General features: G+C 45.9%; 30 protein-coding genes. 3 read left to right on the top strand and 27 right to left on the bottom strand.

The window, feature by feature from the left end; all coding sequences use genetic code 11:
• Nucleotides 1-64 precede the first annotated feature (64 nt).
• From murA to M1E03_RS02040, 25 genes are all read right to left on the bottom strand, one after another.
• Nucleotides 65-1,375 (bottom strand): UDP-N-acetylglucosamine 1-carboxyvinyltransferase, encoded by a 1,311-nt coding sequence (murA, locus tag M1E03_RS02160; protein WP_020453252.1) that lies wholly within the window; start codon nucleotides 1,373-1,375, stop codon nucleotides 65-67.
• 32 nt (nucleotides 1,376-1,407) lie between these two features.
• Entirely contained in the window at nucleotides 1,408-2,151 is a 744-nt protein-coding gene (locus M1E03_RS02155) for a YwmB family TATA-box binding protein (protein WP_020453253.1), read from the bottom strand.
• Between the two features lie 136 nt (nucleotides 2,152-2,287).
• Entirely contained in the window at nucleotides 2,288-2,521 is a 234-nt protein-coding gene (locus M1E03_RS02150; RefSeq protein WP_003186001.1) for a DUF1146 family protein, read from the bottom strand.
• Nucleotides 2,522-2,903: 382 nt separating this feature from the next.
• Nucleotides 2,904-3,299, bottom strand: a complete 396-nt coding sequence (locus M1E03_RS02145; RefSeq protein WP_020453254.1) for a F0F1 ATP synthase subunit epsilon — start codon at nucleotides 3,297-3,299, stop codon at nucleotides 2,904-2,906.
• A gap of 23 nt (nucleotides 3,300-3,322) precedes the next feature.
• Complete coding sequence (gene atpD / locus M1E03_RS02140) at nucleotides 3,323-4,744, bottom strand: F0F1 ATP synthase subunit beta (protein WP_020453255.1); 1,422 nt, start codon at nucleotides 4,742-4,744, stop codon at nucleotides 3,323-3,325.
• A 25-nt stretch (nucleotides 4,745-4,769) separates the two neighbouring features.
• Entirely contained in the window at nucleotides 4,770-5,624 is an 855-nt protein-coding gene (atpG, locus tag M1E03_RS02135) for an ATP synthase F1 subunit gamma (protein WP_020453256.1), read from the bottom strand.
• Nucleotides 5,625-5,712: 88 nt separating this feature from the next.
• Nucleotides 5,713-7,221 (bottom strand): F0F1 ATP synthase subunit alpha, encoded by a 1,509-nt coding sequence (atpA, locus tag M1E03_RS02130; protein WP_020453257.1) that lies wholly within the window; start codon nucleotides 7,219-7,221, stop codon nucleotides 5,713-5,715.
• A 7-nt stretch (nucleotides 7,222-7,228) separates the two neighbouring features.
• Nucleotides 7,229-7,783: a F0F1 ATP synthase subunit delta gene (locus tag M1E03_RS02125; RefSeq protein WP_020453258.1), complete on the bottom strand. Its 555-nt coding sequence runs from the start codon at nucleotides 7,781-7,783 to the stop codon at nucleotides 7,229-7,231.
• Nucleotides 7,780-8,298: a F0F1 ATP synthase subunit B gene (gene atpF / locus M1E03_RS02120; RefSeq protein ID WP_020453259.1), complete on the bottom strand. Its 519-nt coding sequence runs from the start codon at nucleotides 8,296-8,298 to the stop codon at nucleotides 7,780-7,782. The genes M1E03_RS02125 and atpF overlap by 4 nt, the downstream gene beginning before the upstream one ends.
• A gap of 174 nt (nucleotides 8,299-8,472) precedes the next feature.
• Nucleotides 8,473-8,685: a F0F1 ATP synthase subunit C gene (gene atpE, locus M1E03_RS02115; RefSeq protein WP_020453260.1), complete on the bottom strand. Its 213-nt coding sequence runs from the start codon at nucleotides 8,683-8,685 to the stop codon at nucleotides 8,473-8,475.
• 49 nt (nucleotides 8,686-8,734) lie between these two features.
• Nucleotides 8,735-9,406, bottom strand: coding sequence for a F0F1 ATP synthase subunit A (gene atpB, locus M1E03_RS02110; protein WP_025810648.1), 672 nt, complete (start codon nucleotides 9,404-9,406; stop codon nucleotides 8,735-8,737).
• A gap of 67 nt (nucleotides 9,407-9,473) precedes the next feature.
• Complete coding sequence (locus M1E03_RS02105) at nucleotides 9,474-9,857, bottom strand: ATP synthase subunit I (protein ID WP_020453262.1); 384 nt, start codon at nucleotides 9,855-9,857, stop codon at nucleotides 9,474-9,476.
• Between the two features lie 400 nt (nucleotides 9,858-10,257).
• Entirely contained in the window at nucleotides 10,258-10,887 is a 630-nt protein-coding gene (upp, locus tag M1E03_RS02100; protein ID WP_020453263.1) for a uracil phosphoribosyltransferase, read from the bottom strand.
• 127 nt (nucleotides 10,888-11,014) lie between these two features.
• The gene (glyA, locus tag M1E03_RS02095; RefSeq protein ID WP_020453264.1) at nucleotides 11,015-12,262 is read right to left on the bottom strand and encodes a serine hydroxymethyltransferase; all 1,248 of its coding nucleotides are present in this window, start codon (nucleotides 12,260-12,262) and stop codon (nucleotides 11,015-11,017) included.
• 226 nt (nucleotides 12,263-12,488) lie between these two features.
• Nucleotides 12,489-13,031 carry a TIGR01440 family protein gene (locus M1E03_RS02090; protein WP_105979548.1) on the bottom strand — a complete coding sequence of 181 codons (543 nt, stop codon included), beginning with the start codon at nucleotides 13,029-13,031 and terminating at the stop codon, nucleotides 12,489-12,491.
• Nucleotides 13,032-13,046: 15 nt separating this feature from the next.
• Nucleotides 13,047-13,496: a ribose 5-phosphate isomerase B gene (gene rpiB, locus M1E03_RS02085; RefSeq protein WP_020453266.1), complete on the bottom strand. Its 450-nt coding sequence runs from the start codon at nucleotides 13,494-13,496 to the stop codon at nucleotides 13,047-13,049.
• Between the two features lie 137 nt (nucleotides 13,497-13,633).
• The gene (locus M1E03_RS02080) at nucleotides 13,634-14,089 is read right to left on the bottom strand and encodes a low molecular weight protein arginine phosphatase (RefSeq protein WP_023857079.1); all 456 of its coding nucleotides are present in this window, start codon (nucleotides 14,087-14,089) and stop codon (nucleotides 13,634-13,636) included.
• A 150-nt stretch (nucleotides 14,090-14,239) separates the two neighbouring features.
• On the bottom strand, nucleotides 14,240-14,800 hold the full coding sequence (locus M1E03_RS02075) for a manganese efflux pump MntP (protein ID WP_023857078.1): 561 nt from the start codon (nucleotides 14,798-14,800) through the stop codon (nucleotides 14,240-14,242).
• A gap of 74 nt (nucleotides 14,801-14,874) precedes the next feature.
• Complete coding sequence (locus tag M1E03_RS02070; protein WP_186439811.1) at nucleotides 14,875-15,918, bottom strand: L-threonylcarbamoyladenylate synthase; 1,044 nt, start codon at nucleotides 15,916-15,918, stop codon at nucleotides 14,875-14,877.
• Nucleotides 15,919-16,075: 157 nt separating this feature from the next.
• Nucleotides 16,076-16,519 carry a GNAT family N-acetyltransferase gene (locus M1E03_RS02065; RefSeq protein WP_023857076.1) on the bottom strand — a complete coding sequence of 148 codons (444 nt, stop codon included), beginning with the start codon at nucleotides 16,517-16,519 and terminating at the stop codon, nucleotides 16,076-16,078.
• Between the two features lie 343 nt (nucleotides 16,520-16,862).
• The gene (spoIIR, locus tag M1E03_RS02060) at nucleotides 16,863-17,528 is read right to left on the bottom strand and encodes a stage II sporulation protein R (protein ID WP_186439812.1); all 666 of its coding nucleotides are present in this window, start codon (nucleotides 17,526-17,528) and stop codon (nucleotides 16,863-16,865) included.
• A 120-nt stretch (nucleotides 17,529-17,648) separates the two neighbouring features.
• Nucleotides 17,649-18,833 (bottom strand): MFS transporter, encoded by a 1,185-nt coding sequence (locus M1E03_RS02055; RefSeq protein WP_095291445.1) that lies wholly within the window; start codon nucleotides 18,831-18,833, stop codon nucleotides 17,649-17,651.
• A gap of 74 nt (nucleotides 18,834-18,907) precedes the next feature.
• Nucleotides 18,908-19,954 (bottom strand): Gfo/Idh/MocA family protein, encoded by a 1,047-nt coding sequence (locus M1E03_RS02050; protein WP_105979544.1) that lies wholly within the window; start codon nucleotides 19,952-19,954, stop codon nucleotides 18,908-18,910.
• A gap of 13 nt (nucleotides 19,955-19,967) precedes the next feature.
• Nucleotides 19,968-20,816, bottom strand: coding sequence for an HAD-IIB family hydrolase (locus M1E03_RS02045; RefSeq protein WP_025810643.1), 849 nt, complete (start codon nucleotides 20,814-20,816; stop codon nucleotides 19,968-19,970).
• Nucleotides 20,803-22,116 carry a DegT/DnrJ/EryC1/StrS family aminotransferase gene (locus M1E03_RS02040; RefSeq protein ID WP_035337900.1) on the bottom strand — a complete coding sequence of 438 codons (1,314 nt, stop codon included), beginning with the start codon at nucleotides 22,114-22,116 and terminating at the stop codon, nucleotides 20,803-20,805. The genes M1E03_RS02045 and M1E03_RS02040 overlap by 14 nt, the downstream gene beginning before the upstream one ends.
• 106 nt (nucleotides 22,117-22,222) lie before the next feature.
• Between M1E03_RS02040 and M1E03_RS02035 the strand changes: the two genes are divergently transcribed.
• Both M1E03_RS02035 and M1E03_RS02030 read left to right on the top strand, forming a co-directional pair.
• Nucleotides 22,223-23,212 (top strand): LacI family DNA-binding transcriptional regulator, encoded by a 990-nt coding sequence (locus M1E03_RS02035; protein WP_020453276.1) that lies wholly within the window; start codon nucleotides 22,223-22,225, stop codon nucleotides 23,210-23,212.
• A gap of 557 nt (nucleotides 23,213-23,769) precedes the next feature.
• The gene (locus M1E03_RS02030; protein ID WP_391509848.1) at nucleotides 23,770-23,937 is read left to right on the top strand and encodes an IS3 family transposase; all 168 of its coding nucleotides are present in this window, start codon (nucleotides 23,770-23,772) and stop codon (nucleotides 23,935-23,937) included.
• A gap of 41 nt (nucleotides 23,938-23,978) precedes the next feature.
• Here the strand turns inward: M1E03_RS02030 and prmC are convergent, their stop codons facing one another.
• A complete protein-coding gene (gene prmC / locus M1E03_RS02025; protein WP_458110643.1) occupies nucleotides 23,979-24,845 on the bottom strand; it encodes a peptide chain release factor N(5)-glutamine methyltransferase in 867 nt (288 codons plus the stop codon).
• A gap of 1 nt (nucleotide 24,846) precedes the next feature.
• A complete protein-coding gene (prfA, locus tag M1E03_RS02020) occupies nucleotides 24,847-25,917 on the bottom strand; it encodes a peptide chain release factor 1 (protein ID WP_020453279.1) in 1,071 nt (356 codons plus the stop codon).
• 135 nt (nucleotides 25,918-26,052) lie between these two features.
• On the opposite strand from prfA, the gene gloA2 reads away from it, so the two are divergent.
• Nucleotides 26,053-26,436 (top strand): SMU1112c/YaeR family gloxylase I-like metalloprotein, encoded by a 384-nt coding sequence (gene gloA2 / locus M1E03_RS02015; protein WP_145654597.1) that lies wholly within the window; start codon nucleotides 26,053-26,055, stop codon nucleotides 26,434-26,436.
• Nucleotides 26,437-26,527 lie beyond the last annotated feature (91 nt).

The following is a 26,527-nucleotide window of genomic DNA, read 5'->3' as shown; positions in this document are numbered from 1 at the left end:
CTGATATAGAATACTTGAAACATAAAAATCAGTATGCCGGATGACATACTGATTTCACGTTGATTTATGCGTTTAAATCGGATACAACTTCTTTATTTTCAATATGAACCGCTTCTTCATCGTTAACGCGCTCAATATCAGCACCGATACCGGCAAGTTTTTGGTGGAAGTTGACATATCCCCGGTCTAAATGTTTTAATTCGGTTACGCGCGTATGACCGTCAGCGACAAGGCCAGCAAGGATAAGAGCTGCGCCGGCGCGAAGATCCGTTGCGGCCACCTCAGCACCTTGAAGCTGCACAGGACCATTAATAATGACAGAACGGCCTTCGATTTTAATATCTCCGTTCATACGGCGGAATTCTTCCGCATGCATGAAGCGGTTCTCAAAGACGGTTTCTGTGATCATGCTGGTTCCATTTGCGCGCATCAAAAGAGCCATCATCTGAGACTGCATATCAGTCGGGAAACCTGGATGTGGCATTGTTTTTAAATCAATAGGCTTCAATTCAGAAGGACCGATGATCCGAAGACCGTCTCCTTCTTCCATGATTTGAACGCCCATTTCTTCCATTTTCGCAATTAAAGATGTTAAGTGCTCAGGAACCGCTCCCTTTACCAGTACGTTCCCTTCGGTAATCGCAGCGGCAACCATGAACGTACCCGCCTCGATCCGGTCAGGAATAATGGTATGTTTTGCACCATGAAGCGCCTTAACGCCTTCAATTTTAATGGTGCCTGTACCGGCACCCCGAATTTTACCGCCCATTGCATTGATATAGTTAGCCAGATCAACGATTTCAGGCTCTTTAGCAGCATTTTCGAGCGTTGTCGTGCCCTCAGCCAAAGCTGCAGCCATAATCAGGTTTTCAGTTGCTCCGACACTAGGAAAATCAAGATAAATTTTTGCGCCTTGAAGGCGGCCTTCTACAGTCGCTTCAATAAAGCCGTTTCCGACTTTAATTTTTGCGCCCATTGCTTCAAAGCCTTTCAGATGCTGATCGATCGGTCTTGAACCGATTGCACATCCTCCAGGCAAAGCCACTCTCGAGTGACCTGTGCGAGCAAGAAGCGGACCCATCACCAATACAGATGCGCGCATTTTACGAACATATTCAAACGGAGCTTCCGTAGACAAAGTGCGAGATGCATCAACCGTTACTGTATTATTTTCAAAATGTACACTTGCGCCTAAATGACGTAACACTTCGTTAATCGTATATACATCGGAGAGCGTAGGCACATCACATATTACGCTTTTTTCTTCACTGGCTAATAAAGATGCAGCGATAACTGGTAAAACGGCATTTTTTGCTCCTTCAACTTTGACTGTGCCGTTTAACTTTCGACCGCCGCGGACGATGATTTTTTCCAAGGTATTCCCCTCCGCGTCCCAATTTCTCTATATTAATATTCAGTCGTGACGATTGGTGTGCCAACCGTGACGGTAAGTTTTTCGCCCATTCCCGCATTTCTAAGCGAGACTTGCAGATTCATACGGTGTTTTTCTGTCTTGATGGATTCTTTCCACTCGTTAGTGTAAGCAGAAATAGAAACGAAATTTGGTTCGATTAAATCTTCAACTGACTTTGCATCAAATTCATGTACTAGTTCATTTGCTTTTTTTTGCAAAACAACATTCATCATACCATTTAAATGGCCCTTTAGACAAGTAAAAATTGCGGTCTTTTCTCGCATTATGTCGAATGCATCCCGTTCAAACTGCTTATATGTAGTATTCCAGTTTTCCCGTGGTCCCGCGCCTTTTTGCTCATACAATAAATACGAAACAAGTCTCTGGTTTTTGTGGGTGGATACCAAATGTATTTTGGAATTGATGTGATTTTTTTTGTCCTGAAAAACACCTGTTGCTTTAACTGTATCATCGTCTTCCCGCGTTATAGTCCATTGATATTGTCGATGCTGTTTCTTGAAATGTTTCAGTTTTGCAAAAAAATCTTTTTCACTTAGGGTAAGCTGCTTTTTTGTGTGCAGGGTCCATTCTTCAAGCTCGACATCATGGCGGCTCAAACCTTCCGCCAGCTGTTCCAGCGGCGTATTGCCCGCTGCTTCAAGCGATTGAAAGACATGAACAATTAAAAATAAAACCACAATAAAAATGAGGGCATTAACCGTTTGTTTTGTCTTCATTCCGCATCATCCTCTCCTACTCTCCATTGTTGACGGATCGTAGGAAAAGCATACGTGGAAAAACAAGGTCCCCCGGTGATTTTGCGGAATGCGGCGTTACCCACATTTGTCCATTCCCAAAAATTCTTTTACTCAATCATGAAAATAAATTTTGAAGCTGTCTGGAATAATAAAGATAGTCCAGGAAAAAATTGCTGACGGTGGAGCCGACGGCGATTGTAATGATGATCATTAACACCCTCGCCTGAATGACTTTTCCTTTCCTGATAAGCGGATCAATATTGACCGCCAGAAGAGCCCACCAAGTCAATGCAATAAAAAAAAGATGAACGATGATACTGACAGCAGCCTGTTGTCCGATCTCTTCCATTATTGATGACGCCTCCTTACGTTCCAGCCGGTTTGGTGGCTCCGGCCTGCCTAGTCTCTTCTGCTGTGGGATAAAGGAATAATGCCGGTCATTTCAAGTCATTTTAACAGTTTTGATGTTTCATGTTAAGACGTTCATGGATAGAACTTTTTCCCATAGATGGAGTGATCCTCTGTTGCCTGAGGCCAATGTTGAGGAGTTTGCTTGAATGTCTTACATCCTCTTTCTGGCGGAAGAGAACATAGCTTACTATTTTGTATTATAGATAGATTCAAACTAAAAAGGCGAACAATTTGTGAACTTTTTTCAACATTTTCAATTCTGTTTAATCATGAATATAAAAGAACCCTTCCCATCCTTAATATGGGAAGGATCCTCATCTTTATCTCGCAACATCCAACCGGTTAATCGCGCGTTTTAAAGCAAGCTCTGCCCGAATAATGTCAACATCTGGCGTATGCTTTTGCAAACGTTCCTCGGCACGCCGTTTTGCGGCCAAGGCGCGTTCTTTGTCAATTTGTTCAGATGTTTCCGCCGTCTGGGCCAGAATGGTGACATGGTCAGGGCGGACTTCAACTATGCCCCCGCTGACGGCAACCAGCTCAGTTTGACCGTCTTTTTTCAGACGGACTGCAGCAATTTTTAGCGGAGCAACCGTCGGAATATGGCCGGGTAAAATACCAAGCTCACCGCTCTCTGCTCGAACGCTTACCATTTCTATATCCGCATCGTATACTGGGCCGTCGGGAGTAACGATATTGACTTTTAAGGTCTTCATGCTTTTACCCTCCTAGGACCAGATTATACTTCTACACCCATTTCTTTCGCTTTTTCGACAACTTCTTCGATTCGGCCGACAAGACGGAAAGCGTCCTCTGGAAGGTGATCATACTTACCTTCAAGGATTTCTTTAAAGCCTTTTACCGTTTCTTTGACAGGAACGTAAGAACCTTTTTGTCCTGTAAACTGTTCAGCTACGTGGAAGTTTTGCGATAGGAAGAACTGTACGCGGCGCGCACGGCTGACGACAAGCTTATCATCGTCAGAAAGCTCATCCATACCGAGAATCGCAATGATATCCTGAAGCTCTTTATAGCGCTGCAGGATTTGCTGTACTTGGCGGGCCACTTGATAGTGCTCTTCTCCGACGATTTCTGGCGCAAGTGCACGAGAAGTTGAAGCCAGAGGGTCAACCGCAGGGTAAATACCCATTTCAGACAGCTTACGCTCAAGGTTTGTTGTCGCATCCAAGTGAGCGAACGTTGTTGCCGGTGCCGGGTCAGTATAGTCATCGGCAGGAACGTAGATCGCCTGAATCGATGTAACGGAACCGACATTTGTAGAAGTGATCCGTTCCTGAAGCTGACCCATTTCAGTTGCAAGCGTCGGCTGATAACCAACCGCAGACGGCATGCGTCCAAGAAGTGCAGATACTTCAGATCCGGCTTGAGTGAATCGGAAGATGTTATCGATAAAGAACAATACGTCCTGGCCTTCTTTATCACGGAAATGCTCTGCCATTGTAAGTCCTGTCAAGGCAACGCGCATCCGCGCACCAGGCGGCTCGTTCATCTGACCGAAGACCATTGCCGTTTTGCCGATAACGCCGGAATCTTTCATTTCATAGTAAAGGTCGTTTCCTTCACGCGTACGCTCGCCGACACCCGCGAATACAGAGATACCGCCGTGCTCTTGAGCGATGTTGTTGATTAGCTCCTGAATCAAGACGGTTTTTCCAACTCCCGCTCCTCCGAAAAGACCGATTTTTCCGCCTTTAATATATGGAGCGAGCAAGTCGACGACTTTAATACCCGTCTCTAAGATTTCAACCTCTGTTGATAGCTGATCAAATGTTGGAGCTTCTCTGTGAATCGGATCTTTGGCAGCATCAGCCGGAAGCGGCTCATCCAAATCGATGTTTTCCCCGAGTACATTAAATACGCGGCCGAGTGTCACGTTTCCGACCGGAACGGAGATCGGCTCTCCCAGGTCGATGGCTTCCATTCCGCGTGTAACACCGTCAGTTGAAGCCATTGCAATCGTCCGAACTGAATCATCACCCAAGTGAAGCGCTACTTCAAGGGTAAGTTCGATATCTACTTCATTCTCGTTCTGCGCTTTATGTGTAACTTTAATCGCATTATATATTTCAGGCAAGTGACCGTCTTCAAAACGAACGTCTACGACCGGTCCCAATACCTGGCTAACGCGTCCTTTTTTCATCTCTATCCCTCCTGACAAGCTTTTTCTATTCTAAGGCAGCTGCACCGCCGACAATTTCCGTAATCTCCTGCGTAATCGCCGCCTGACGAGCACGGTTGTAAGACAGTTCGAGGTCAGCGATAAGCTCTTTCGCATTGTCCGTTGCGTTTTTCATCGCTGTCATCCGCGCAGCATGTTCACTCGCTTTACTGTCCAGAATCGCGCCGAAAATCAAGCTCTCAGCGTACTGAGGCAGAAGCACTTCCAAAATTTCTTCTTCGTCCGGTTCAAATTCATAGGAAGTTCTTTTTTTGTTTGGCGCGATATCTGATAATGGCAGCAGCTTTTTCTCCGTCACCTCTTGAGAAATCGCGCTGACAAAGTGGTTGTAGAACAAGTAAAGTTCATCAAATGTCTCATCGATAAACATTTGTATCGTACTGTTCGCCAAATCCTTAATTTCTGGAAAGGAAACTTCGTCCCTGATGCCGGTCATTTCGGAAATAACCGGGATGCCGCGTTTTTTGAAGAACTCGCGTCCCATTTTTCCGATCGCGATGACCGCATATTCGTCTTTTGACTGATGGCGCTCCTGGATTTTCTGGTACGCTTTGCGGAGAACGTTAGCGTTAAAAGCGCCGGCAAGTCCGCGGTCAGATGTGATGACCAGATAGCCGGTCCGCTTCACGGGACGGCTCGACATCATCGGATGCGTTCCGGTGTATCCAAGCGCAATATCAGCAACGACTTCCTGCATTTTCTCCATGTATGGAACGAACGATTTCGCTTTACTCTCAGCGCGGTTCAGCTTTGAAGCAGAAACCATTTGCTGAGCTTTGGTGATTTGACTCGTTTTTTTATTTGAAGTAATTCTGGATTTAATATCCCGTAATGAGGCCAAAAGGTTTCACCACCTTTTTGTTTTCAAATTCACTCCGAATTTACGTGAAAAAGAGAGAAAAAGAAGATCTTTTTCTCACTTCAAATGTTTAGTTGCTAGGTGCAAACGTACGTTTAAAGCCTTCGATCGCAGCCTTCATGTCCTCGTCGGCCGGAAGGTTTCCTGTCTGAGCAATTGAATCAAGGAGATCTTTATGGTTTTGATCAAGGTACATAAAGAACTCTTCTTCAAAGCGTCTGATGTCCTCTACAGGCACATCATCAAGGAATCCGCGGGTCAGGGCATAAAGAATGGCAACCTGCTTTTCGACGCGGAGCGGCTGGTTCAGATCCTGTTTCAGAACTTCCACTGTACGGGCTCCACGGTTCAGCTTGGCCTGCGTCGCTTTATCAAGGTCAGATCCGAACTGTGCAAATGACTCAAGCTCGCGATAAGATGCCAAGTCAAGACGAAGCGTACCGGCTACTTTCTTCATCGCTTTGATTTGCGCAGATCCGCCGACACGGGATACCGATAATCCAGGGTTGACGGCAGGGCGCACGCCTGAGAAGAACAAATCAGACTGCAGGAAGATCTGTCCGTCTGTGATTGAGATGACGTTTGTCGGAATATAGGCTGAAATGTCGCCAGCCTGCGTTTCAACAAACGGCAATGCTGTTAAAGATCCTCCGCCTTTAGCGTCGCTCAGTTTCGCAGCGCGCTCAAGCAAGCGGGAGTGCAGGTAGAATACATCTCCAGGGAATGCTTCACGGCCTGGAGGACGGCGCAGAAGCAAGGAAAGTTCACGATAAGCCGTCGCTTGTTTTGAAAGGTCGTCATACACAACCAGCACGTGTTTTCCGTTGTACATGAATTCTTCACCCATCGTAACACCCGCATACGGCGCTAGATACAATAGCGGTGCAGGCTGTGAAGCGGAAGCTGTGACAACGATGGTATAGTCAAGAGCGCCTTTTTTGCGCAGCGTTTCAACGACACCGCGAACAGTCGATTCTTTCTGACCGATCGCAACATAGATACAAATCATGTCCTGATCTCTTTGGTTCAAGATCGTGTCAATCGCAATCGATGTTTTACCCGTCTGACGGTCACCGATGATCAGCTCACGCTGACCGCGGCCGATAGGAATCAGCGCATCGATCGGTTTAATTCCCGTTTGAAGCGGTTCATGAACGGATTTACGATCCATAACACCAGGTGCCGGGCTTTCGATCGGACGGGTTTTGCTTGTGAGAACCGGGCCCATTCCGTCTACAGGCTGACCGAGCGGATTGACAACGCGGCCGAGAAGCTCTTCACCGACGGGAACTTCCATGATCCGTCCGGTTCTTTTGACTTCGTCACCTTCACGGATGTCTTTGTAAGGTCCCAAAATAACGATACCTACGTTTGATTCTTCAAGGTTCTGAGCTAAGCCCAGCACACCGTTTGAAAATTCGACAAGCTCACCTGCCATACAGTTATCAAGGCCGTGCACGCGTGCGATACCGTCACCGACCTGAATTACCGTACCTACGTCGTGAACTTCTATTTCAGACTGATAATTTTCAATTTGCTGTTTAATAAGAGTGCTAATTTCTTCAGCTTTGATGCTCACTTAGGTTTCACCCCTTCTTTCGATTTTCGCCTGCTAATTGACGTTCTATCCGGTCAAGCTTTCCTCTTACACTGCCGTCATAAATACGGTTCCCGATGCGGATTTTTACTCCGCCGATCAGATCCGGATTCACTTCGTTTCTGACGCGCAGTGAAGCGGCGCCTGCTTCTTTTGCAAACACTTGAGAAAAAGAGGAAATTTCCTCTTCGCTGAGCGGTTTTACAGAGTATACGATCGCGTCTTCCGTCCCGCGGAACCGGTTCGCCATTTTTACATAATCGTCCGCGAGATCCGGGACGATTGACGTGCGGCTGCGGTCAACGAGAAGATAAAGCGTATGTAAGACTGCAGTCGAAACAGATCCGAACGAGTCTTTTAAAATCTGCTTTTTCTTTTCAGCGGGCACTTTAGGATGACTCAGAACGGCATTGAGGTCTTTATGATCAATAAATATCTTCTTAACGACGGTCAGCTCTTCTTCTATTTCATTGACCTTCTTGGATTCAAGGGCAATGTCAAACAAAGCGGCTGCGTAGCGTTTGGAGACAGCTGATTGGCTCATCGGCTTTCTCCCACTTCTTTAAGATAGTCTTGGATCAATTTTTCCTGGGCTTGTTCGTCAAGCTCTTTTTCGATCACTTTCGAAGCGATCATCACAGACAGTGATGCAACCTGCTCGCGCAGCGCGCTGACAGCCTGGTCTCTTTCTTTGACGATCTCGCTTCTGGCTGATTCTTTCATGCGTTCTGCTTCCTGGCGCGCAGCCTTGATGATTTCATCCTTTTGCTGTTCTCCCAGTTTTTTCGCGTTTTCAATCAGAGAATGGGATTCTTCACGCGCTTCTTTCAAAAGCGCCTGCTGCTCTTCAATGAGCTTCTTCGCTTCTTCATTCTTTTTCTCGGCAGAGGAAATCTCTCCGGTAATGTAGTCTTCACGCTCTTTCATTATATTTAATAGCGGCCCTAAAGCGTATTTCTTCAAGAGCGCTAACAAAATCAGCATGGCAACAAGCTGGAACAGCATTGTTCCGGCATTAAACCCTACTCCTGCACCCATAACCTGTGGTAAAAAAGACATCGAATACGGCAACTCCCTTCTTGCAGATTATCTCTCCGAGGCCATCGAAAAAATGTTCTCCCTCTTTTTTCAAGAGGTTGTTTCTTCCGGCCGTTATGACAGTTCAAGCAACCATAAAGCAATGGCGAAGGCCTCTTGCAGTGATCTTCGCCATTTTACTAGTTATATAAGTTTTTAGCCGAAGAATGCTAAGAACGCGATAACAACAGCGATAATCGGAAGGGCCTCAACCAATGCTACCCCGATGAACATAAGCGTTCTTAATTCTTTACCAGCCTCAGGCTGACGTGCGATTCCTTCTACTGTACGTGATACGATAAGTCCGTTACCAATACCTGCACCAAGTGCACCTAATCCAATTGCGATTGCAGCTGCTATTAAATTCATGAAAAAGTTCCTCCTTTAAATTGTTATCCTTTTCGGATATGTCTTGTTTTTAGTGTTCATGACTTACTTTGTGAGACATGTAAACCATTGTTAACATCGTGAAGATGAATGCCTGGATTGTACCTACGAACAAGCTGAACGCCTGCCATAAGATCATCGGCACAACCGCTCCAATGGTTCCAACCAGCCCCATGAAAATGCTTTGAGAATAGAAGTTGGTTGCCATTCCGGCAAGAAGGCCGAGCAGAATTTCGCCGGCGAAAATATTACCGTAAAGACGCAATCCCAATGTTAATGTATTCGCAAATTCTTCAATAATTTTGAGCGGCACTAAATACGGAATTGGTCTGAAGAAATCTTTGGTATACTCCCCCAACCCTTTTCTTTTCACTCCGTAGTAATGAGTGAGGCCTACTACCATGACGGCGAGGGTTAAAGTAACCGCCGGATCGGCTGTCGGGGATTTCCACCATAATTCATGGCCTACTGTAATGGAAAACGGAAGGCCGAGCATGTTGGCAACAAATATGTACATCAGCAGGGTTATGCCAAGGGCGAGAAAGTCTCTGCCGACTTTAAGATCCATTGTGCTGCCGATAATATTGCGAACAAAGTCGACAATCCACTCCATAAAGTTCTGGGCTTTCGTCGGCCGGATCGCAAGTGTTCTTGTGGTCAGCACCGCTATCAGAAAGACGATGATGCTTGTCACAGTAATCATTAAGATACTTGATACATCAAAGTTAAGGCCTAAAAAGTTAACAACTCTTGATTCGTGCAAAGGGTCTTCACCTCTCTTCCATTGATGAACGTTTTAGCTGGATAAAGGAATCTATCATAATGACAGGATAAATTGTCATCAACCCCACAATGACGCCTGCCAAATGAATATATTCAGGGTATTTATAAGCAATGGCCGCCGCGATAATGGCGTTGCACAATCTGGAAGCAGTCCCGAGAGAACGGATCATTTTGCCTTTTGCCACTGCTTTATCGAAGGCCTGCATCCTTTTGGTCAGCAGCCAGAGATTGAAATAGCTGAAAACAGTGCCGGTAATCAGGCCTAAAAAAATCGCCTGAAATGGCAGAAATCCATAGCCTAACACGCAGACTGCTAAAATATATAGGACATATTTTTGTTGCCTACGGAATGAAAGACTCGCATCGGTCATCAAATACGCTCCTGATGTGAAAATTTTAAATCTATCTTACGATTACGGTAAACTAGGCGGTCTGACCATTTTACAGAACGTAGTGTTCTGTTCAAGACTTCACACACTCCGAAAATTCTCGGGCCGGTGATCTGTCTGTCGCCTGCAAATATGGGGTTTTCAAAGGATTTTAACAGAGGACTGGTCATTATGATAACCGCTATGAAAACCTTATCATAATAGCCTATTTTAGCATACAATAGCCCCCCTGAGGTGTCAATCTGTTTAAAGTTAAAAAACTATTCATAATCACAGCGTCTCTCACAAAATGTTCACAAATTCGCCCCATTTAAGACGCACACATGTTTAATTATGGTATAAAACACAAAAAAAGAAAACCCTTTTTCAGGATTTTCTTACATTATTTCGTTCCGAACATGCGGTCTCCGGCGTCGCCCAATCCGGGAACGATATATCCTTTTTCATTTAGTTTCTCATCCAAAGCGGCAATGTAAATGTCAACATCAGGATGATGCTTCTGAACTTCGTCTACACCTTCCGGAGCAGCGATCAGACACATAAAACGGATATTTTTTGCGCCGCGTTTCTTCAAGCTGTTCAGCGCCTCTACCGCCGAACCTCCGGTAGCCAGCATCGGATCGACGACGATGAATTCGCGTTCTTCAACATCGGATGGAAGCTTGACATAATATTCAACAGGCTTCAATGTTTCAGGATCACGGTAAAGCCCGACATGTCCGACTTTTGCAGCGGGAATCAGCTTCAAAATTCCGTCTACCATTCCCAGTCCCGCTCTTAGAATCGGAACAACCCCGAGTTTTTTTCCGGCGATGACGTTTGACTTTGCCATTTGCACAGGAGTTTCTACATTCACTTCCTCCAGCGGCAGGTCCCGCGTAATCTCAAATGCCATCAGCGTTGCAACCTCATCAACAAGCTCTCTGAATTCTTTTGTTCCGGTCTCTACATCCCGGATGTATGTAAGCTTATGCTGTATAAGAGGGTGGTCAAACACATATACCTTTCCCATATCCGTTTTCAGCTCCTTTTTTTCACACACTTCTATTGATTCTACATAAAAAAACAGCTTGTTTCAACAAAAATCAGGAGACAATTTTATGAAAAAAGCCGCCCCTTTTGGGAGCGGCACAAATATCTTAGTAATCAAGCCCGGTATATAACGGGTATTTGCTTGTCAGCGCTTCTACGCGCTGTTTTGCTTCTTCCAGCTTCGCTTCTTCTTCATGGTTTTTAAGGGCAAGCGCGATGATCGCTCCCACTTCTTCGATCGCTTCCAGATCAAAGCCGCGGCTTGTCACGGCTGCTGTACCTACGCGGATTCCGCTTGTTACGAAAGGTTTTTCAGGATCATAAGGAATCGCGTTTTTGTTGACGGTGATGCCGACTTCATCAAGAACATTTTCAGCCACTTTTCCGGTCATGCCGAGAGAGCGCAGGTCGACCAGCACAAGATGGTTATCCGTTCCGCCTGATACGAGCTCGATGCCCTCTTTTTTCAATGTTTCAGCCAAGTGCTTCGCATTATTGATGACATTTTGGGCGTATGTTTTGAATTCGTCTTTTAAAGCTTCGCCAAAGGAAACAGCCTTTGCAGCGATCACGTGCATTAACGGTCCGCCTTGAATTCCAGGGAAGATCGACTTGTCGATTTGCTTTGCAAACTCTTCACGGCAAAGAATCATGCCGCCGCGCGGTCCGCGAAGCGTTTTATGAGTTGTCGTCGTCACAAAGTCAGAGTAAGGAACAGGATTCGGGTGAAGACCTGCTGCTACAAGTCCGGCGATATGCGCCATGTCTACCATCACATAGGCTCCGACTTCATCAGCGATTTCGCGGAACTTTTTAAAATCGATGGTGCGCGGATACGCGCTTGCCCCGGCCACGATCAGCTTAGGCTTATGTTTAAGCGCTTTTTCACGTACATCTTCGTAGTCAATATACTGCGTCTCTTTATCAACACCGTATTCAACGAAATTGTACTGAACACCGCTGAAGTTGACAGGGCTGCCGTGCGTTAAATGTCCGCCGTGAGCAAGGTTCATTCCCAATACGGTGTCACCGTGCTCTAAAATCGTGAAGTATACCGCCATGTTCGCTTGTGCGCCGGAATGCGGCTGAACGTTGACGTGCTCGGCGCCGAAAATCTGCTTGGCGCGGTCGCGCGCGATATCCTCTGCGACATCTACATGCTCACATCCGCCGTAGTAGCGTTTACCAGGATATCCTTCCGCATATTTATTTGTTAAAACCGAGCCTTGAGCTTCCATAACCGCTTCGCTTACAAAGTTTTCAGAAGCGATCAGCTCAATCTTCGACTGTTGACGTTTCCGCTCATCTTGAATGGCGCTAAAAACTTGTTCATCTTGCGCAGGTAAATGTTTCATCAGCGAGATCCTCTCCTATCTGTTTCCATTTCGTTAATTATACCATCTCATTGTACACGGTTTTTCATGCAAATGTAAGAGATTATTTTTAAAAATCGTTTTTTATTATTGGAAAAACCGAATATTAAACGAATAGACAAATCATATAGTTCGACATATCATTTGTTCAAAAAATTATTTTAATAAAGAAAAAAAGCCTGTCCGGCTCTTCCCCCCGCTTCTTCCGCTACTCCGCTTCATAGACGGCGCGGACGCCTCCAATCAGCTTCGGCCTTGTCCGCGCAAGCGTCACATGCGCTTCGCCCAGCTGTTTTTGAGAGACGCGGACAGGAACGGCCACAGGCTTTAAATGCATCCCTATAAACGTGTCGCCGATGTCGATCCCCGCATCGGCCTCTATTTGTTCAACAAGGACAGGAGCCTTCATATGTTGATAGGCATATGAAGCCATGGAACCCCCCGCTTTCGGAACAGGAACAGCAAAAACAACGGGAAGACGGTATGCTTTCGCCGTTTCTTCCTCGACAACCAACGCCCTGTTTAAATGCTCGCAGCATTGAAAAGCAAGGGCGACTCCTGTTTGATCCCTGAGCTCTTCTAAGCCTTTGTAGACCGCTTCAGCGATTTGTCCGCTTCCCGAAGTGCCGATTCGCCTTCCGGCCACCTCGCTTGTGCTGCATCCGATGACGACGATGTGGCCGTTGCGTAAATTTGCCTGCTGATGAAATTCATCTAATATAGAACGCCATGTTTGTTCGAGATTCTTCATGATTGACGACACCCTTTATTCATGCTTGTCTTCATAATCGGCGATTTTTCCGATGCGGACAGCGTGCCGCCCGGCTGAAAACTCAGTCGTAAGCCAAACCTTTGCAATCTCTCTCGCTAAACCAGGGCCGATCACCCGTTCACCCATCGCAAGAACATTCGTGTCATTGTGCTCTCTTGTCATTTTCGCGCTGAAAACGTCGTGGACAAGGGCGCAGCGGATGCCTTTTACTTTATTGGCGGAAATGCTCATGCCGATTCCTGTTCCGCATATTAAAATGCCTCTGTCAGCTTCCCCGTCCGCCACTTTTTGCGCGACCGGAAACGCATAATCCGGGTAGTCCACAGATCCTGAACCGCATTCGCAGCCGTAATCTTCGTATTCGATGTTCAATTCATCCATCAATGCCATAATTTCTTTTCTGATATTGATTCCGCCGTGATCTGAAGCAATGATTACTTTCATTGGAATGACTCCTCCTCGTTTGATGTGCCGCCAAAAGTCTCGTGCAGACCGTTAAGCAGTATACAGCCGCTATATATTTCTGATTGATCATGTCTATTGTACCCGCTGCCGCTCGATTTGCAAACGCTCCTTAGCTTCTATTCCCGAGATTTTCCCGCCAGCATTTCTGCCAATTTTTTCAGCAGCTGCTCCAGCTCATCTCTCGTTTTTTGATAGTCGCTGAGAGATCCGCCGAACGGGTCAATGATGTCCCCGCTTTCTCCTTTGACATACTCTTTCAGCGTATAGATTTTATCTCGGCTCTTTGAAAATTCATGTACTGCCACCTGTTTGTGCTGCTCCGTCATCGTCAACACGAGATCCGCCCATTCAACCTTCTCCTCGGAAAGCTGTGAAGATGTATGATTCAGAGCGATGTTTTTTTCAAAAAGCGCTTCGACTGCATATAAAGAAGCTTTTCCGTTTTCAGGAGCAAACAACCCGGCAGATTTGACGGAGACATCCAGTTTTTTTTCGGCAGCCGCAGATTTAAAAAGCGCTTCCGCCATCGGGCTGCGGCACGTATTTCCAGTACAGACAAATAGTATGTTCAATCCTGTTCACTCCTTTGTTCATATTATAAAGGATTCAGCCGGAAAATAATAAAATCCGCTCCAGAAATCAAAAAAGAGAGGATCTCTCCCCTCTTTTTCTAAGTTTCATTATGTTATGCAAAGCGGGAAAAAGATTTTCTCCTCTTTCAATTAAATGGGCAGCAAAAGCTTCAGGCCGAAGCTCAGTAGGATGGCTCCTCCGAGCGCTTCGCTGTAAGCACCAAGCCACGTTTGAACCTTTTTTCCAAGCAGCAGACCCGCCCAAGTTAACACCATGCTGAACAAACCGAACAAAAAGATCGTTAATAGCGGTTTCGTCCCGTAGAGGCCGAGGCTGAGACCGACTGAAAAGCTGTCGAGGCTGACGCCGACGGCAAAAATGAATAAGCCGAAGCCGTGCGGAGAGATGATCTGCTCCCCGCTTTTATTAAAAGATGCGGCAATCATCTGAATGCCCAGCACCAATAAAAGCGCTCCTCCAAGATACCCCGCAAGCGCACCAAGCGCGCCCGAAAGAAACTGTCCCGCAATCATACCGCCAAGCGGCATGATGACATGGAACAATCCAATAATGACGCCGATTTGAAAGATTTGGTTCCTTTTCAGCTTGGCCATTCCCATTCCAAGACCGACTGAAAAGGCATCCATGCCGAGTGCAAAAGCCATGATCGAGAGCGTCAGGATTTCGCCTATTAACACATCAACATTCATGCAATTCCCCCTTGGACACGCCAGCTTTTCTAGCTTATGCACGTCCAAAGGCGGATAGAACAACCCTGCTTAGGCTACGCTTCGATTACGCGATGGCCTGCCGCTTTCAAGAGCCGGTTCATAATCGCCCGGCCCACCCCTTCCTCAGGGAAAGACTCAGCAAAAATAAAATCGAGCTGTTCTTCGTCAAAGCTGCGGAGAATGTCATACAAACCGGCGGCAACCGTTTCAAGACAGTCTCTTCTGCCGCAGATGCGGACGGCATCCGCCTGATAGGCACCGGCCCGTTCCTCTGTCGTAAGGACGCCGACTTTCATGCCGTCTTTCTGATATTGGCCGATCAGCCGTTGAATATCTTCAACGCTTCCGTTCACAATGGCAAGCGGGGCTTCCGGTGCATAATGCGTATATTTCATCCCAGGAGACATCGGCGCCTTTTTTTCGTCGGTGAGGCCCTGGTCAATCAAGACAGAGCCGGCCGCTTCTTCGAGCTGCTCTTTTGTGACGCCGCCCGGCCTCAAAATGACCGGAATTTCCCCGGTGCATGAAACAACTGTTGATTCAACCCCTACTCCTGTAGGACCGCCGTCAACGATACCTGCAATCCTTCCATTTAAATCGTGAACGACATGCTCGGCTTTCGTCGGACTCGGTTTCCCGGACAGATTGGCGCTCGGGGCGGCCACCGGAACGCCGGCCTGTCTAATCAGCTCAAGGGCAACAGGATGATCAGGCATTCTGACCGCGACCGTATCGAGCCCCGCCGTCACCTTTGTGGATAACACCCCGGGTCTGCAAGGCAGCACAAGGGTCAGCGGTCCGGGCCAAAAACGCTTCATCAGCATTTCGGCCTGAGGCGAATCAACCTCTGCAAATTCTCCGAGCTGTTCAATTTCAGCGATGTGGACAATGAGCGGATTGTCGCTCGGACGCCCTTTCGCTTCGTATATTTTAGCTACTGCTTCGCTGTGTTTGGCGTTTGCACCAAGACCGTAAACCGTCTCTGTCGGAAAAGCAACCGTTTCATTTTGCTTGAGCAGTCTTGCCGCTTGTGCAATTTGTGGACAGTTTGTGGACAAATCACGTTTTACATCCACAGTCCATACTTTTGTTTTCATTAACATCAAAACTCCCTTAACAAAACACTAAAAACGTTAATCATTCATGTAAATCCTGTTGAAAGTATAAAAGATGAAGAAAAAGAAAACAAGCGTTGTCCACATTTTGTGGATAACGCTTTTGAATCCGTGGATATCTCTGTGTATAAGTTAACGGCTAATTAGACGTTTTCTCCATCAAAACGGCTCCGTTTACGCTCAACGAGTCTGAAACATGCTCTGATCCATCAAGCTCTTCCGGAATTGCCGCAGCTTGTTTAAAACCGAGCACTTCAAGGAAATCCATCGATGTTCGTTTATTGGCAACTAAATACAGGGTTTGGATTCCCCGCTTTTCACACAATACCTGCATGCTTTGAAACAGGGAAACGATGTGGCCCTGGCTGAGCTTGTCAGACACGACAAGCGAGCGCAGCAGCCCTTTTTTGTTTTCAAATTCCTCCATTCCGAGGCAGGCGACGATTTCATCGGGAGGGTCTTCCATCATGATAAACTGGCTCTTCGCTTCCTCAATGCCTTTATGGCTTGTCCCCGCCTTTTTTAAAAACGCTTCGATCGCATTCATGTCTTTCATTTCCGCTAACCTCAATTGGTAGAACATCTTTTCACCCCGTTTTTTAACTTCTCTATCCAATCTATGAGGGCGACAGTAAAATATACCTTTTGATTTGGAAGAAAGCCGGCAATTCATTTTTCAATTTTGATTAGCAGGAACTAATGCTTTGAATGAGTATGCAAATGAACTCTGTACTGGTGATAAGACAGTTTCTCTTTCTACCGGGCAATGTAATTGACACATCAGAAAGGGGCAGAAGGTGTATATTCGAAAAGCAGTATTTTCCCTGAACCGTTTTGGAAAATTATATCATATTCAAAAGCGTGAATAACCATCATGAAAAAACAAACAGTAAAAAACCGCCCTGCACGAAAGCACGGCGGTTCCTTTAAGAAAAAAGCCCGGTAATCCATTCGACAAGAAAAAATTTCACTTCTTTGTCTTCTTTATCTTTGCCAGATACCGCTTCATCTGCAGCGACTGTTTTTTCTTCCCGGGCGTTTTCCCCGGCATCGGTTTGTTCGTCTTCAGGCGACTTTACGGCTTCCCCATTGGAAAAATCAAGAAAGCAAAGCGGCGGAAACAGGACACACCACCAGTTGGCTCCCTCTCCCTTGCCTAATGTAATTAAAACAGCCTCATATTCTCCGGCTGGATACACCATATTGCCGTATAGCTTTGTCGGAAATGAAACTCGATCAAAACGGACAGACACGGATTGCCGGACATTTTCGCGCTTCATAACATCCTTGGCAACCTCTTTGATTTCGGGCAGCTTCGACCTGATGACTTGTCTCGCTTCCTCAACCGAGGTCAGGTTTTCCACCCATTTCGTAATTTGTTTATTGACCTCATCCCTGATTTTACGTTTGACGCTTTGGTCGCTCCCGCTGTCGCTGTTTGCCAAAATCCGCAGCCGAATCGCTTCATCTGGAATCACGGCAGGCTTCCCGTCTGATGATTGGGCCGTCTCTTCCGTCGTGAGATTTGCAAGCGCTCCTATTAATAAAAGAAAAATATACATACAGGCAATGTTTGATTTTGATTTCTTCATTTTCCCCACCGTTCCTCTCCGTTCTTCAACCTTTTCTAGCAATATTATGGTCAAAGATGGAACGGTTTAAACGGATGCTGAAAAAAATTCTACTAAGCTTGTAATCTCTTCCTAAAAGGTCTACATATCCAAATGGCTCTGCTTGTTTTTTTGCAGGCCGGATAAAAAAATCACCGCGCTGATCACGAGCAGCAAGCCCCCCAATCCGCCGAACAGCAGAAACGGGAAGACAGCCGCTGCGCTTGCATCAATCGCCCAGCCGATCAAAAATGAAAGAAGCGCTCCTCCCAGACTTGCGGATGAAATGAAGAGACTGGTGATTTCCTCTGTAAAAGGCTTTCCAGCCAACGAGGCCAGAGTGACGGCGCACGGAAAAATGCCGGCTGCCGAGAGCCCGATGAAAAATACGAGGAGCAGCTGTGTTTGATGAACCGGAAACCATGCCAGAATCAAAAGCAAAACAGTCAAGGCTCCGGCACTGAAGATCAGAAAGGCAACGGAAGTCAAGCGTCCGCCAAAAATACTTGTCAACAAACGCCCGCACACCATTCCCGTCCAAAAAAACGAAACGCTGATCACGCTGATTTCTTCTGCTCCTTTTTCCAGCATCAGCGCCGGCAAAAAGTTTGCGAAATTGGTCTCGATACCCGCATATACAAAAGCGAATATGAGAAAAAGGAAAATGCTTTTTTCTTTCCTTCCGGTTTCAAATATGGCTGACACAGTCGGTTTTTCCTGATAAGTCATTTGACCGGAAGCAGTGTCAGGGGTTTTTCTGCACAAATAAACCACCCACATACACGCAAGCACAAAAACGAAGATAAATAAAGCATACAAGGGGAAATGCCAGGCATATCGTTCCGTAAGGATATAAATCAGAAAAGGAAACAGCAAAGCGCCCAATCCGAAAAAAACCTCTAAAATATTCATCCCCTTCGCATTTTTATCTTGGGCAATCACATACGCTCCCATCGTCGTTTCTAAAGTACCGGCGCCAAAGCCGAGCAAAAACCCCATGATGACAAAAAAGATGAACATATCAAAAAGGAACACGCCTAAAAGCGTTACGAGAATAAGAAGAAGGCCAAACGTCAATACAGCCGCATGAGAGGTGCGCCTGACAAATATCGGCGCAAGCAGGACACCGATTAGAAAACCGGTGAATTGGAAAAAGATCAGGAAGGATAGATCATGAACATCCCGGTGATATTCTTGAATGATATAAGGTGACAGGCTCCCCAGCAGGATATGGATAACCCCTACGAGAAAATAAAACGAACAGCCGAATAGAAATATTTTTTTCATTAGACTCACTCCTTCGTTGCAGACCATAAAACCCTTGCGGCTATTGGCACGGCCGGCAAGGGCTTTTCGCAATGCTAGTTTGCTTGTTTTGAAAGGGACAGCTGCTGACCTTTATTGAAAAATTCATTTAAGTAGAACTGCGTCTTGTATCCATCATCAAAAGTGGCAAGAGGTGCGAAATTGCGATCCCGAATTCCGTTCATCCATTGAATCAGCTGAACTCTGAAGGAATCGGCCCATCCGTAAAATTCATTTTCAGGGTCTGTCAGCCACGTGTCCGGCATTGTTATCATCTGCTCCGTCAATCCGGTCCTCAGCAAAAACTGATTTTTCTGCCGTGAATGATAGTAGAATACGCCGTTTTGGCCATTGACCTCGATGCTAAAGCCGCACTCATCCGCTTTTGTGCATTTTGACGTAATCATATTGACAAACACATGATTTTCAAGCTGGCCGTATACTTCAGAATGATCATCAACATATACCTGTTTTTGTTCTTTTTCTTTGACGACCGTCATCATTTTGACTTTTAAACTGTCCAGTTTAAACGGGCTGTCGAACAAATAAAGAATGAGATCGATTAAATGCACACCCAAATCTCCTAATGCCCCGCTCGTTTTATTGCTTTTCGAATGATCGCGCCAAGTATATTTTTTTCTTCTCAAGGCGCTGTTTTTCTTAAAATGGACATTGATGGACAAGATATCTCCAAGTTCATTGCCGGATAGCATATCTTTTAGGCGCTGAACAAATGTAAGATGGCGGTAATTGAAGCCCATGATCGGAATATAAGCAGATTGAGACGCCCTGTTTTTCATCTCCTCCGCTTCCTCCATTGAGACAGCCATCGGTTTTTCACACAATACATACTTACCTGCGGCCATCGCTTCAAGCACATGTTCTTTATGGCAAAAGTTCGGCGATGAAACGATGACTGCCGTCGACTGATTCAACAGCTCCTGCATACTGTTAAATGCGGTTCCTCCATATTCAAACGCACATTTGCGCGAGGCAAGCGAGTTGATATCAAAAAACCCGGAAAGCTCGGCACCTTTGACTGTTGAAAGAGCTTTCGCATGAGCTTTTGCAATTCCACCGGCTCCAATAATTCCGATTTTCATCTAAGGACACTCCTTATCTTTTGATATGGGCTTTTAGCACTTCTAAAATTCCAGCCGTATAGCTGCCTTCTGTCATACGGGAATGGAGCGACTTTGCTTCTGCTGTCGCATTCCCCACCAGATAACCATGTCCGGTTTTTTTAAGCATATCCACATCGTTTCCGCTGTCGCCGAAAGCAAATGAATTCTCCCTCTCTATCGCGAATTTATTCAATATAAAATCCACAATGTACGGTTTGCCTGTCCGCAAAGGGATAAAGTCCACATCATAGCTGTTTTCCGGATCGCCTGCCAAAGGGTTGCAGCGATTGATATTTACTCCTATTTCATGCTCTCTTGCAAGCCGTCTGATGGCTTCAAGCGCCCTCTTATCTGTGTTCTCATCCGACGATCTATAGTAATAGTTGATTTTATAGCGGGAAAAACCATGCTGAGTCTGAGGCACAAGCTCAATCTCATATTTTTTAGAGAGAGTCTGCTTGATTTCTTCGACCAGATCATGGGAGAAATTCGATTCTTGCAATCGGGCTTCCCAATCTTTATCAGAGACTTGGCCTTCTTCAGAGAAATACGTGATCTCAGTGCCAAGGTCACTGGCGACAAAATGCGGAAGATATCGAAAGCCTCCCCGCTTCATTTTTGCAAGAACAGATGACAGGCTGCTCCCGGTCACCCAGCCGAGCAAAATCTTGTGATCGAGATGGTTCGAATGAATAAATGTTTCAAGGTCCATGAGCGCTTTCCTCGATTCATCGGTGATGCTGTGGGCGAAATATGTCTCATCAAAATCGCAAAATACGGCGTACTTCGGCTTGTTTACTTGCTGCAAAGTGTGAAAAGAAAGTGTTTCATGATACGACATCAATTAAGGCCTCCATTACTTTGTCTTGTTCTTCTACGGTGAGTCCCGGATAGAGAGGAAGCTGAAGCATTTGTTTATGCACTGATTCAGTGACCGGCAGCGATGTATGCTGATAATCGGCTTTTACAAGTGGTGTGTTTTGATGATGGGATAAAATCGGGTAGTATATATCTGTTTGGACATTATGAAATTTAAGCATCATATCTTTGACTTGGTCTCGATTTCCGCTTATCATTTTAATTGTAAACAAATGCCATACATGATCATCGGTCATTTGAGGCAATTGGATCAGACCTCTGTCTTCATACTGCTGCAAATGCGTAATATAACGATCTGCTAAATATAAGCGCTTCAGATTATTTAATGAAAGATGTTTCATCCTTGCCAGTCCAATAGCGGCTTGCAGATTATCAATCTTAGCGTTAAAGCCGTAATCAGCAGCCTTTTTATTTTTTTGATTCAGTTCAAAGCCGTGGTACATATATTCCATGCATGCGGATGCAAATGATGGATCATCAGTCACAATTGCGCCTGCTTTTCCGCAAGTGCCGAGATTTTTATACGGATTAAAGCTTAATATGGAGCAAAGGCTGTTTTTTCCCAGATCGGAAACGCCGATCGACTGGCAGGCGTCTTCAATAATCGGGATGCCGTATTTATCAGCGATTTTTGCAATGCCTTCCATGTCTGGCAGCTTTCCATAAAGGTGTACAGGCAAAATGCATTTCGTTTTCAAAGTGATGCATGCTTCAAGTTCAGAAGGATCCATGCAAAATGTAACAGGGTCAATATCGCAGAAAACCGGAGTGCCTCCAGCTGCAAGCACGGCGTTTTCCGTTGCAGCAAAGCTGTTTGCAGGCATAATGACTTCATCACCTTGTCCAATACCCGCAGCTTTCAGTGCGACAATCATGGCATCGGTTCCGCTGGAGGAAGCCATGACATGCTTTTTTCTCAAAAGAGCGGCTATTTCAGCTTCAAATACACCGACATAAGAACCGCTTGTAAATTGCCCGGTCGGCAGCACGCCTTTCACCGCATGAATCACGTCATCTACTTCTTCTTCTGTGATCAGTCGATGAAGCGGCATAAAATCAACTCTGGAGGGCGGAGAATCCATTCTGTTTAGCAAATTGGCGGTCAAGTCGAATTGATCCTGCTGCAATGTCTCTTTTAATTTTTGATTAGCCAGTGTGTCGTCTATACGGCATTCACCAGCGTGCTTCCCTTCCTTCAAATCATTCAGAAGGACAAATAGCTGTTTGCTTGTGCAAGTCATGTTTTCGCTTGCGGTTTTCATCAATTTCACCCCATTTTTATTATTTTGGGAAATTGTCATATTTCATGACATATCTTAAATGATGGAATCGATACCATAACAACTCTTTTTTTCAGGAAGTGACTTTATGCCTACGATTGACGAAATTGCAAAATTAAGTAATGTGTCAAAAACAACTGTTTCAAGAGTACTGAACGACCATCCTTATGTATCTGAAGAAAAAAGGAAGCGTGTTTTGGAAGTCATCGAAAAATTGGACTACATTCCGAACACCTCTGCACGAAAGCTCAGATCCAACAAAACGATGTTTCTCGCAGTGTCTGTCCCTCACGCGGACCATCCATTCTTCGCGCAGCTCATGAAGCATGTGTCCGCTGAAGCACTGAAACACCAATACAAAGTCATTGTGTTTCAGACGTTTTATCAAAAGCAGAATGAACTGAAAGTACTGGAGCTGCTCAAGAGGAAAGAAGTCGACGGGCTTATGTTATGCAGCCTTGAAAATGAGTGGGAAGACATCAAAAAATACGTCAAATACGGTCCTGTGGTCTTGGCAAATGAATTCCACGCCGAAGCGGACGTGCCGGTGATCTGCTATGACGAATTCGAAGCCGGATATAAAGGAACGGAGCTTTTTATTCAAAAAGGGCATCATTTAATGGCCTTCTGCTGTGACACGATACACAGCAAGGCCCAGATTATGAGAAAAGAAGGGTTTATGAAAGCATTGTCTGATGCGGGTTTACATTTCCAGGAGAAGTGGATGTTCAGCCACGCATTTACCATTCATGACGGCTTCCGTATTATGGACCAGATCCACAACATGTCCGAAAAGCCGACCGCCATTTTTACGGGAAACGACCAAGTGGCCGCAGGAATTATTAAAAGGGCCCGCTATTATCAATATGAAGTGCCAAAGCAGCTTGCAGTGCTTGGATATGATAATCAATCGATCTGTGAGGTGACCGATCCGGAAATCACGACAATCGATATACCTGTTGAAGAGCTGGCTCAAAAAGCCGTATGTGCAATGGTAAACCACCTAAATGGGGAAAGCGGATTACAGAGGGATGTCGTGACTCTGTCTCCTACATTAAAAATCAGACAATCTGTTTAGGGTATATATTAATCTTGAACTATTTTTTATTTTATTCAGATAAAATTTTTGTTAAAAAACGGTAAAGAAGGCCTTCTGAACGGTCATGGCTGCGGTTGCTGTTTTTTAACAAAAAAGACCGCCGGGAATTTGAACTGCCCCTCTTTTGTTAGACACACTTCACAATTGGAGGTGCAGTTTTTAAAATTTACAGTTGAGGAAATTCGCACAGTGTCTTTCATGGGTGGATTCGCAATACCGATATCATGGAGAAGACGCGTCTAAAAAGCCTATACAAGCTATTCTGCCGAAGATAAACCAAAAGGTACTTCACTCGAAAATGGGACATCTATCCGTGAAACAGCTTGAAACCGGAGGAATAGGTACCCTAAAAAGCGGAGTTTACCTATGAAGAAGGATCAGACGAAGGGACCCAAGCGGAAATTGAACGCCTGCGGATGGAAAATGCCTGCTTAAAAAAGTTGAAAGCCTTAGTTCAAAACAACGAAACATCACACAAAGCATGTCCCGTAAAGGCAACTGTCACGGCAATGCGGTGGCGGAAAGCTTCTTTTAGCATTTTAAAATCAGAATTCATTTATTTTAAAGAATTTGGAGCGTCGAACATTTCAAAAAAGGACCCGCATAGTATATTGATTCTCTACAATCACAAACGGATCAAGATCAAATTAAAAGGCATGAAACCTGGTACTATACCGGAATCATGCCAGTCAACTGCTTCATGAGATTTTAACTTTTTAGGGTCGCTTCATTTCCGGCGGTTTCCTTAACGATGTTGCTCAATTACCGCGCAGACGATGCGGTCTTTTCCATTAAGATCCTTTTTCACCCGTACGTCAGCATCAGGAAAGAACCGGTGAAACATGTCTTTGACGGCATTCCCCTGAGTCCAGCCGATTTCAAACACCACCAGTGCCTGATCTGCGATGACAAATGGAATTTCTTTCATGAAACGCTTATAAAACTGCAATCCGTCAGCACCGTCCGTCAAAGCCCCGGCGGGTTCATGAAGACGTACGACATCTGACAGCGTCTTCATGTCTTCCTCAGATATATAAGGTGGATTTGAAACGATGACATCAGCTTTCTTCTGTCGCTTGATAAGCGGCTCAAGCAAATCGCCGCCGATGAAATCCACTTTCGCCCCAAGCCGGTCAGCGTTGTGTCTTGCCGTGCTTAAAGCTTGTTCCGAAATATCCGTCGCCGTGACGGAAAAACGCGGGCTCTCAAGCGCAAGAGTCACCGCAATCGCCCCGCTTCCTGTACCGATATCGACGGCTTTAAGGCGATCTGTTCCGTGAAAAACTCTTTCCGCTTCAGAAAGAACAGCTTCAACGACTTCCTCTGTTTCAGGACGCGGAATCAAAATGTGTTCATTTACGGAAAATTCCCGTCCGTAAAAGGATTCTTTTCCGGTGATATATTGAACAGGCACTCCTTGATGATGAAGCTCGACAGATTTTTTAAACCGCGAAAAATCAGACTCTGATATGACATCATGGAAGCTTGCCAACAGTTTGCTGCGGTCGATGTTCAGCTGATCTGTCAGCAAAATTTCCGCGGCATTCCGGTCTCTTCCCGCTTCGGCCAAATAAGAAGAAGCCCATTTAAGGGCTTCAAATACCGTCTTCATCTCAGCTTTCCGCCTCTTGCAGCTTGCTTGCCTGGTCTTCTACGATCAGCGCGTCGATGACTTCGTCAAGCTTGCCTTCAAGGATCTGGTCGAGCTTTTGGATCGTCAAGCCGATCCGGTGATCAGTGACGCGGTTTTGCGGAAAGTTATACGTGCGGATGCGCTCTGAACGGTCCCCTGTTCCGACTGCGGATTTTCGGTTTTGATCATATTCAGCCTGAGCTTCCTGCTGAAATTTATCGTAAATTCGCGCGCGCAGAACTTTCATCGCTTTTTCTTTGTTTTTGATCTGAGATTTCTCATCTTGGCAAGACACGACAACACCTGTCGGAAGGTGGGTCAGACGGACGGCTGACATCGTCGTATTGACGCTTTGCCCTCCCGGACCGCTCGACGCGAAGGTGTCGACACGGATGTCTTTTTCATGAATATCCACTTCTACCTCTTCAGCCTCAGGAAGACAGGCTACCGTTGCCGTGGATGTATGGATACGCCCGCCGGATTCGGTCTCTGGAACGCGCTGTACGCGGTGTGCGCCGTTCTCATACTTCAGCCTTGAGTATGCGCCGTTCCCATTGATCATAAAAATGATCTCTTTATATCCGCCTGTGCCTGTCATATTCGCTTCCATCACTTCTGTTTTCCAGCCTTGGAGCTCTGCGTAGCGGCTGTACATGCGGTACAGGTTGCCGGCAAACAAAGCAGCCTCTTCTCCGCCCGCTGCGCCGCGGATTTCCATGATAACGTTTTTGTCATCGTTCGGATCTTTCGGGATCAGCAATACCTTCAGCTGGTCTGTGAGCGACTCGATTTCTTCCTGCAGTTCGGAAATTTCCTCTTTAACCATCTCGCGCATATCGGAGTCCAGCTTTTCCTCAAGCATCGCTTTGGCATCGCTCAGCTGTTCCGACGCGCTCCGATAACGTCTGTATACTTCAACTGTTTCCTGTAAATCAGATTGTTCTTTCGAATATTCTCTAAGCTTCTTCGGATCGTTGACAACTTCCGGATCGCTTAATAGTTCATTTAATTTTTCGTACCGGTCCTCTATCGATTTTAAACGGTCTAACACGCTATTCACCTCTGTTTGCTGTGCGTAACATTCTAATTATAGTACAGGGACTCCTCCCCGTCAAAACAACTTCGCCGTTATCGGCAGCTGCCGCGTCTTTTTGCTATACTTTTAAGAAAAAAGGAGCTTAACTCAATGCTGGAATCGATTCATCACATCGCCATCATATGCTCGGATTATGAAGCATCCAAAACATTCTATGTCGACAAGCTCGGACTTGAGATTCTGAGCGAAACGTACAGAAAGGACCGGGATTCATATAAACTGGATCTCTCATTAAACGGCCGCTATGTCATCGAGCTGTTTTCTTTTCCAGATCCGCCCGAGCGCCTTACCAGACCAGAAGCTGCCGGGCTCCGCCATTTGGCTTTCACAGTGGCCGATCTTGATCAGACCGTCAAGGAGCTCAAGCAAAAAGGCATCATTGCCGAACCGGTTCGCACCGATCCCCGAACAGGCAAGCGCTATACGTTCTTCTCCGATCCGGACGGCCTGCCTTTAGAGCTTTACGAGGCATAGCAACGCCTTCGCCATCTGTGGAAAAACCGCTTTCTTTGCCGAATCCCTTCTTCTTTTGTCTAACAGGAAGGAAGCTTTTCATTCAGGTCGA

The organism is Bacillus sp. PK6-013, from assembly GCF_054161445.1.
Note: the sequence above shows the minus strand (reverse complement) of the source record. Positions and strands in the feature narration are given on the sequence as shown.

Excerpts from the sequence above, each read along its gene's own strand:
- M1E03_RS02155 (WP_020453253.1), bottom strand. The coding sequence starts at position 2,151 with ATGAAGACAAAACAAACGGTTAATGCCCTCATTTTTATTGTGGTTTTA.
- M1E03_RS02150 (WP_003186001.1), bottom strand. The coding sequence starts at position 2,521 with ATGGAAGAGATCGGACAACAGGCTGCTGTCAGTATCATCGTTCATCTT.
- M1E03_RS02145 (WP_020453254.1), bottom strand. The coding sequence starts at position 3,299 with ATGAAGACCTTAAAAGTCAATATCGTTACTCCCGACGGCCCAGTATAC.
- atpD (WP_020453255.1), bottom strand. The coding sequence starts at position 4,744 with ATGAAAAAAGGACGCGTTAGCCAGGTATTGGGACCGGTCGTAGACGTT.
- M1E03_RS02125 (WP_020453258.1), bottom strand. The coding sequence starts at position 7,783 with ATGAGCCAATCAGCTGTCTCCAAACGCTACGCAGCCGCTTTGTTTGAC.
- atpF (WP_020453259.1), bottom strand. The coding sequence starts at position 8,298 with ATGTCTTTTTTACCACAGGTTATGGGTGCAGGAGTAGGGTTTAATGCC.
- atpE (WP_020453260.1), bottom strand. The coding sequence starts at position 8,685 with ATGAATTTAATAGCAGCTGCAATCGCAATTGGATTAGGTGCACTTGGT.
- atpB (WP_025810648.1), bottom strand. The coding sequence starts at position 9,406 with ATGATTACTGTGACAAGCATCATCGTCTTTCTGATAGCGGTGCTGACC.
- M1E03_RS02105 (WP_020453262.1), bottom strand. The coding sequence starts at position 9,857 with ATGACCGATGCGAGTCTTTCATTCCGTAGGCAACAAAAATATGTCCTA.
- upp (WP_020453263.1), bottom strand. The coding sequence starts at position 10,887 with ATGGGAAAGGTATATGTGTTTGACCACCCTCTTATACAGCATAAGCTT.
- glyA (WP_020453264.1), bottom strand. The coding sequence starts at position 12,262 with ATGAAACATTTACCTGCGCAAGATGAACAAGTTTTTAGCGCCATTCAA.
- M1E03_RS02090 (WP_105979548.1), bottom strand. The coding sequence starts at position 13,031 with ATGAAGAATCTCGAACAAACATGGCGTTCTATATTAGATGAATTTCAT.
- rpiB (WP_020453266.1), bottom strand. The coding sequence starts at position 13,496 with ATGAAAGTAATCATTGCTTCAGATCACGGCGGAATCAATATCAGAAAA.
- M1E03_RS02075 (WP_023857078.1), bottom strand. The coding sequence starts at position 14,800 with ATGAATGTTGATGTGTTAATAGGCGAAATCCTGACGCTCTCGATCATG.
- M1E03_RS02070 (WP_186439811.1), bottom strand. The coding sequence starts at position 15,918 with ATGAAAACAAAAGTATGGACTGTGGATGTAAAACGTGATTTGTCCACA.
- M1E03_RS02065 (WP_023857076.1), bottom strand. The coding sequence starts at position 16,519 with ATGTTCTACCAATTGAGGTTAGCGGAAATGAAAGACATGAATGCGATC.
- spoIIR (WP_186439812.1), bottom strand. The coding sequence starts at position 17,528 with ATGAAGAAATCAAAATCAAACATTGCCTGTATGTATATTTTTCTTTTA.
- M1E03_RS02055 (WP_095291445.1), bottom strand. The coding sequence starts at position 18,833 with ATGAAAAAAATATTTCTATTCGGCTGTTCGTTTTATTTTCTCGTAGGG.
- M1E03_RS02050 (WP_105979544.1), bottom strand. The coding sequence starts at position 19,954 with ATGAAAATCGGAATTATTGGAGCCGGTGGAATTGCAAAAGCTCATGCG.
- M1E03_RS02045 (WP_025810643.1), bottom strand. The coding sequence starts at position 20,816 with ATGTCGTATCATGAAACACTTTCTTTTCACACTTTGCAGCAAGTAAAC.
- M1E03_RS02040 (WP_035337900.1), bottom strand. The coding sequence starts at position 22,116 with ATGAAAACCGCAAGCGAAAACATGACTTGCACAAGCAAACAGCTATTT.
- M1E03_RS02035 (WP_020453276.1), top strand. The coding sequence starts at position 22,223 with ATGCCTACGATTGACGAAATTGCAAAATTAAGTAATGTGTCAAAAACA.
- prmC (WP_458110643.1), bottom strand. The coding sequence starts at position 24,845 with ATGAAGACGGTATTTGAAGCCCTTAAATGGGCTTCTTCTTATTTGGCC.
- gloA2 (WP_145654597.1), top strand. The coding sequence starts at position 26,053 with ATGCTGGAATCGATTCATCACATCGCCATCATATGCTCGGATTATGAA.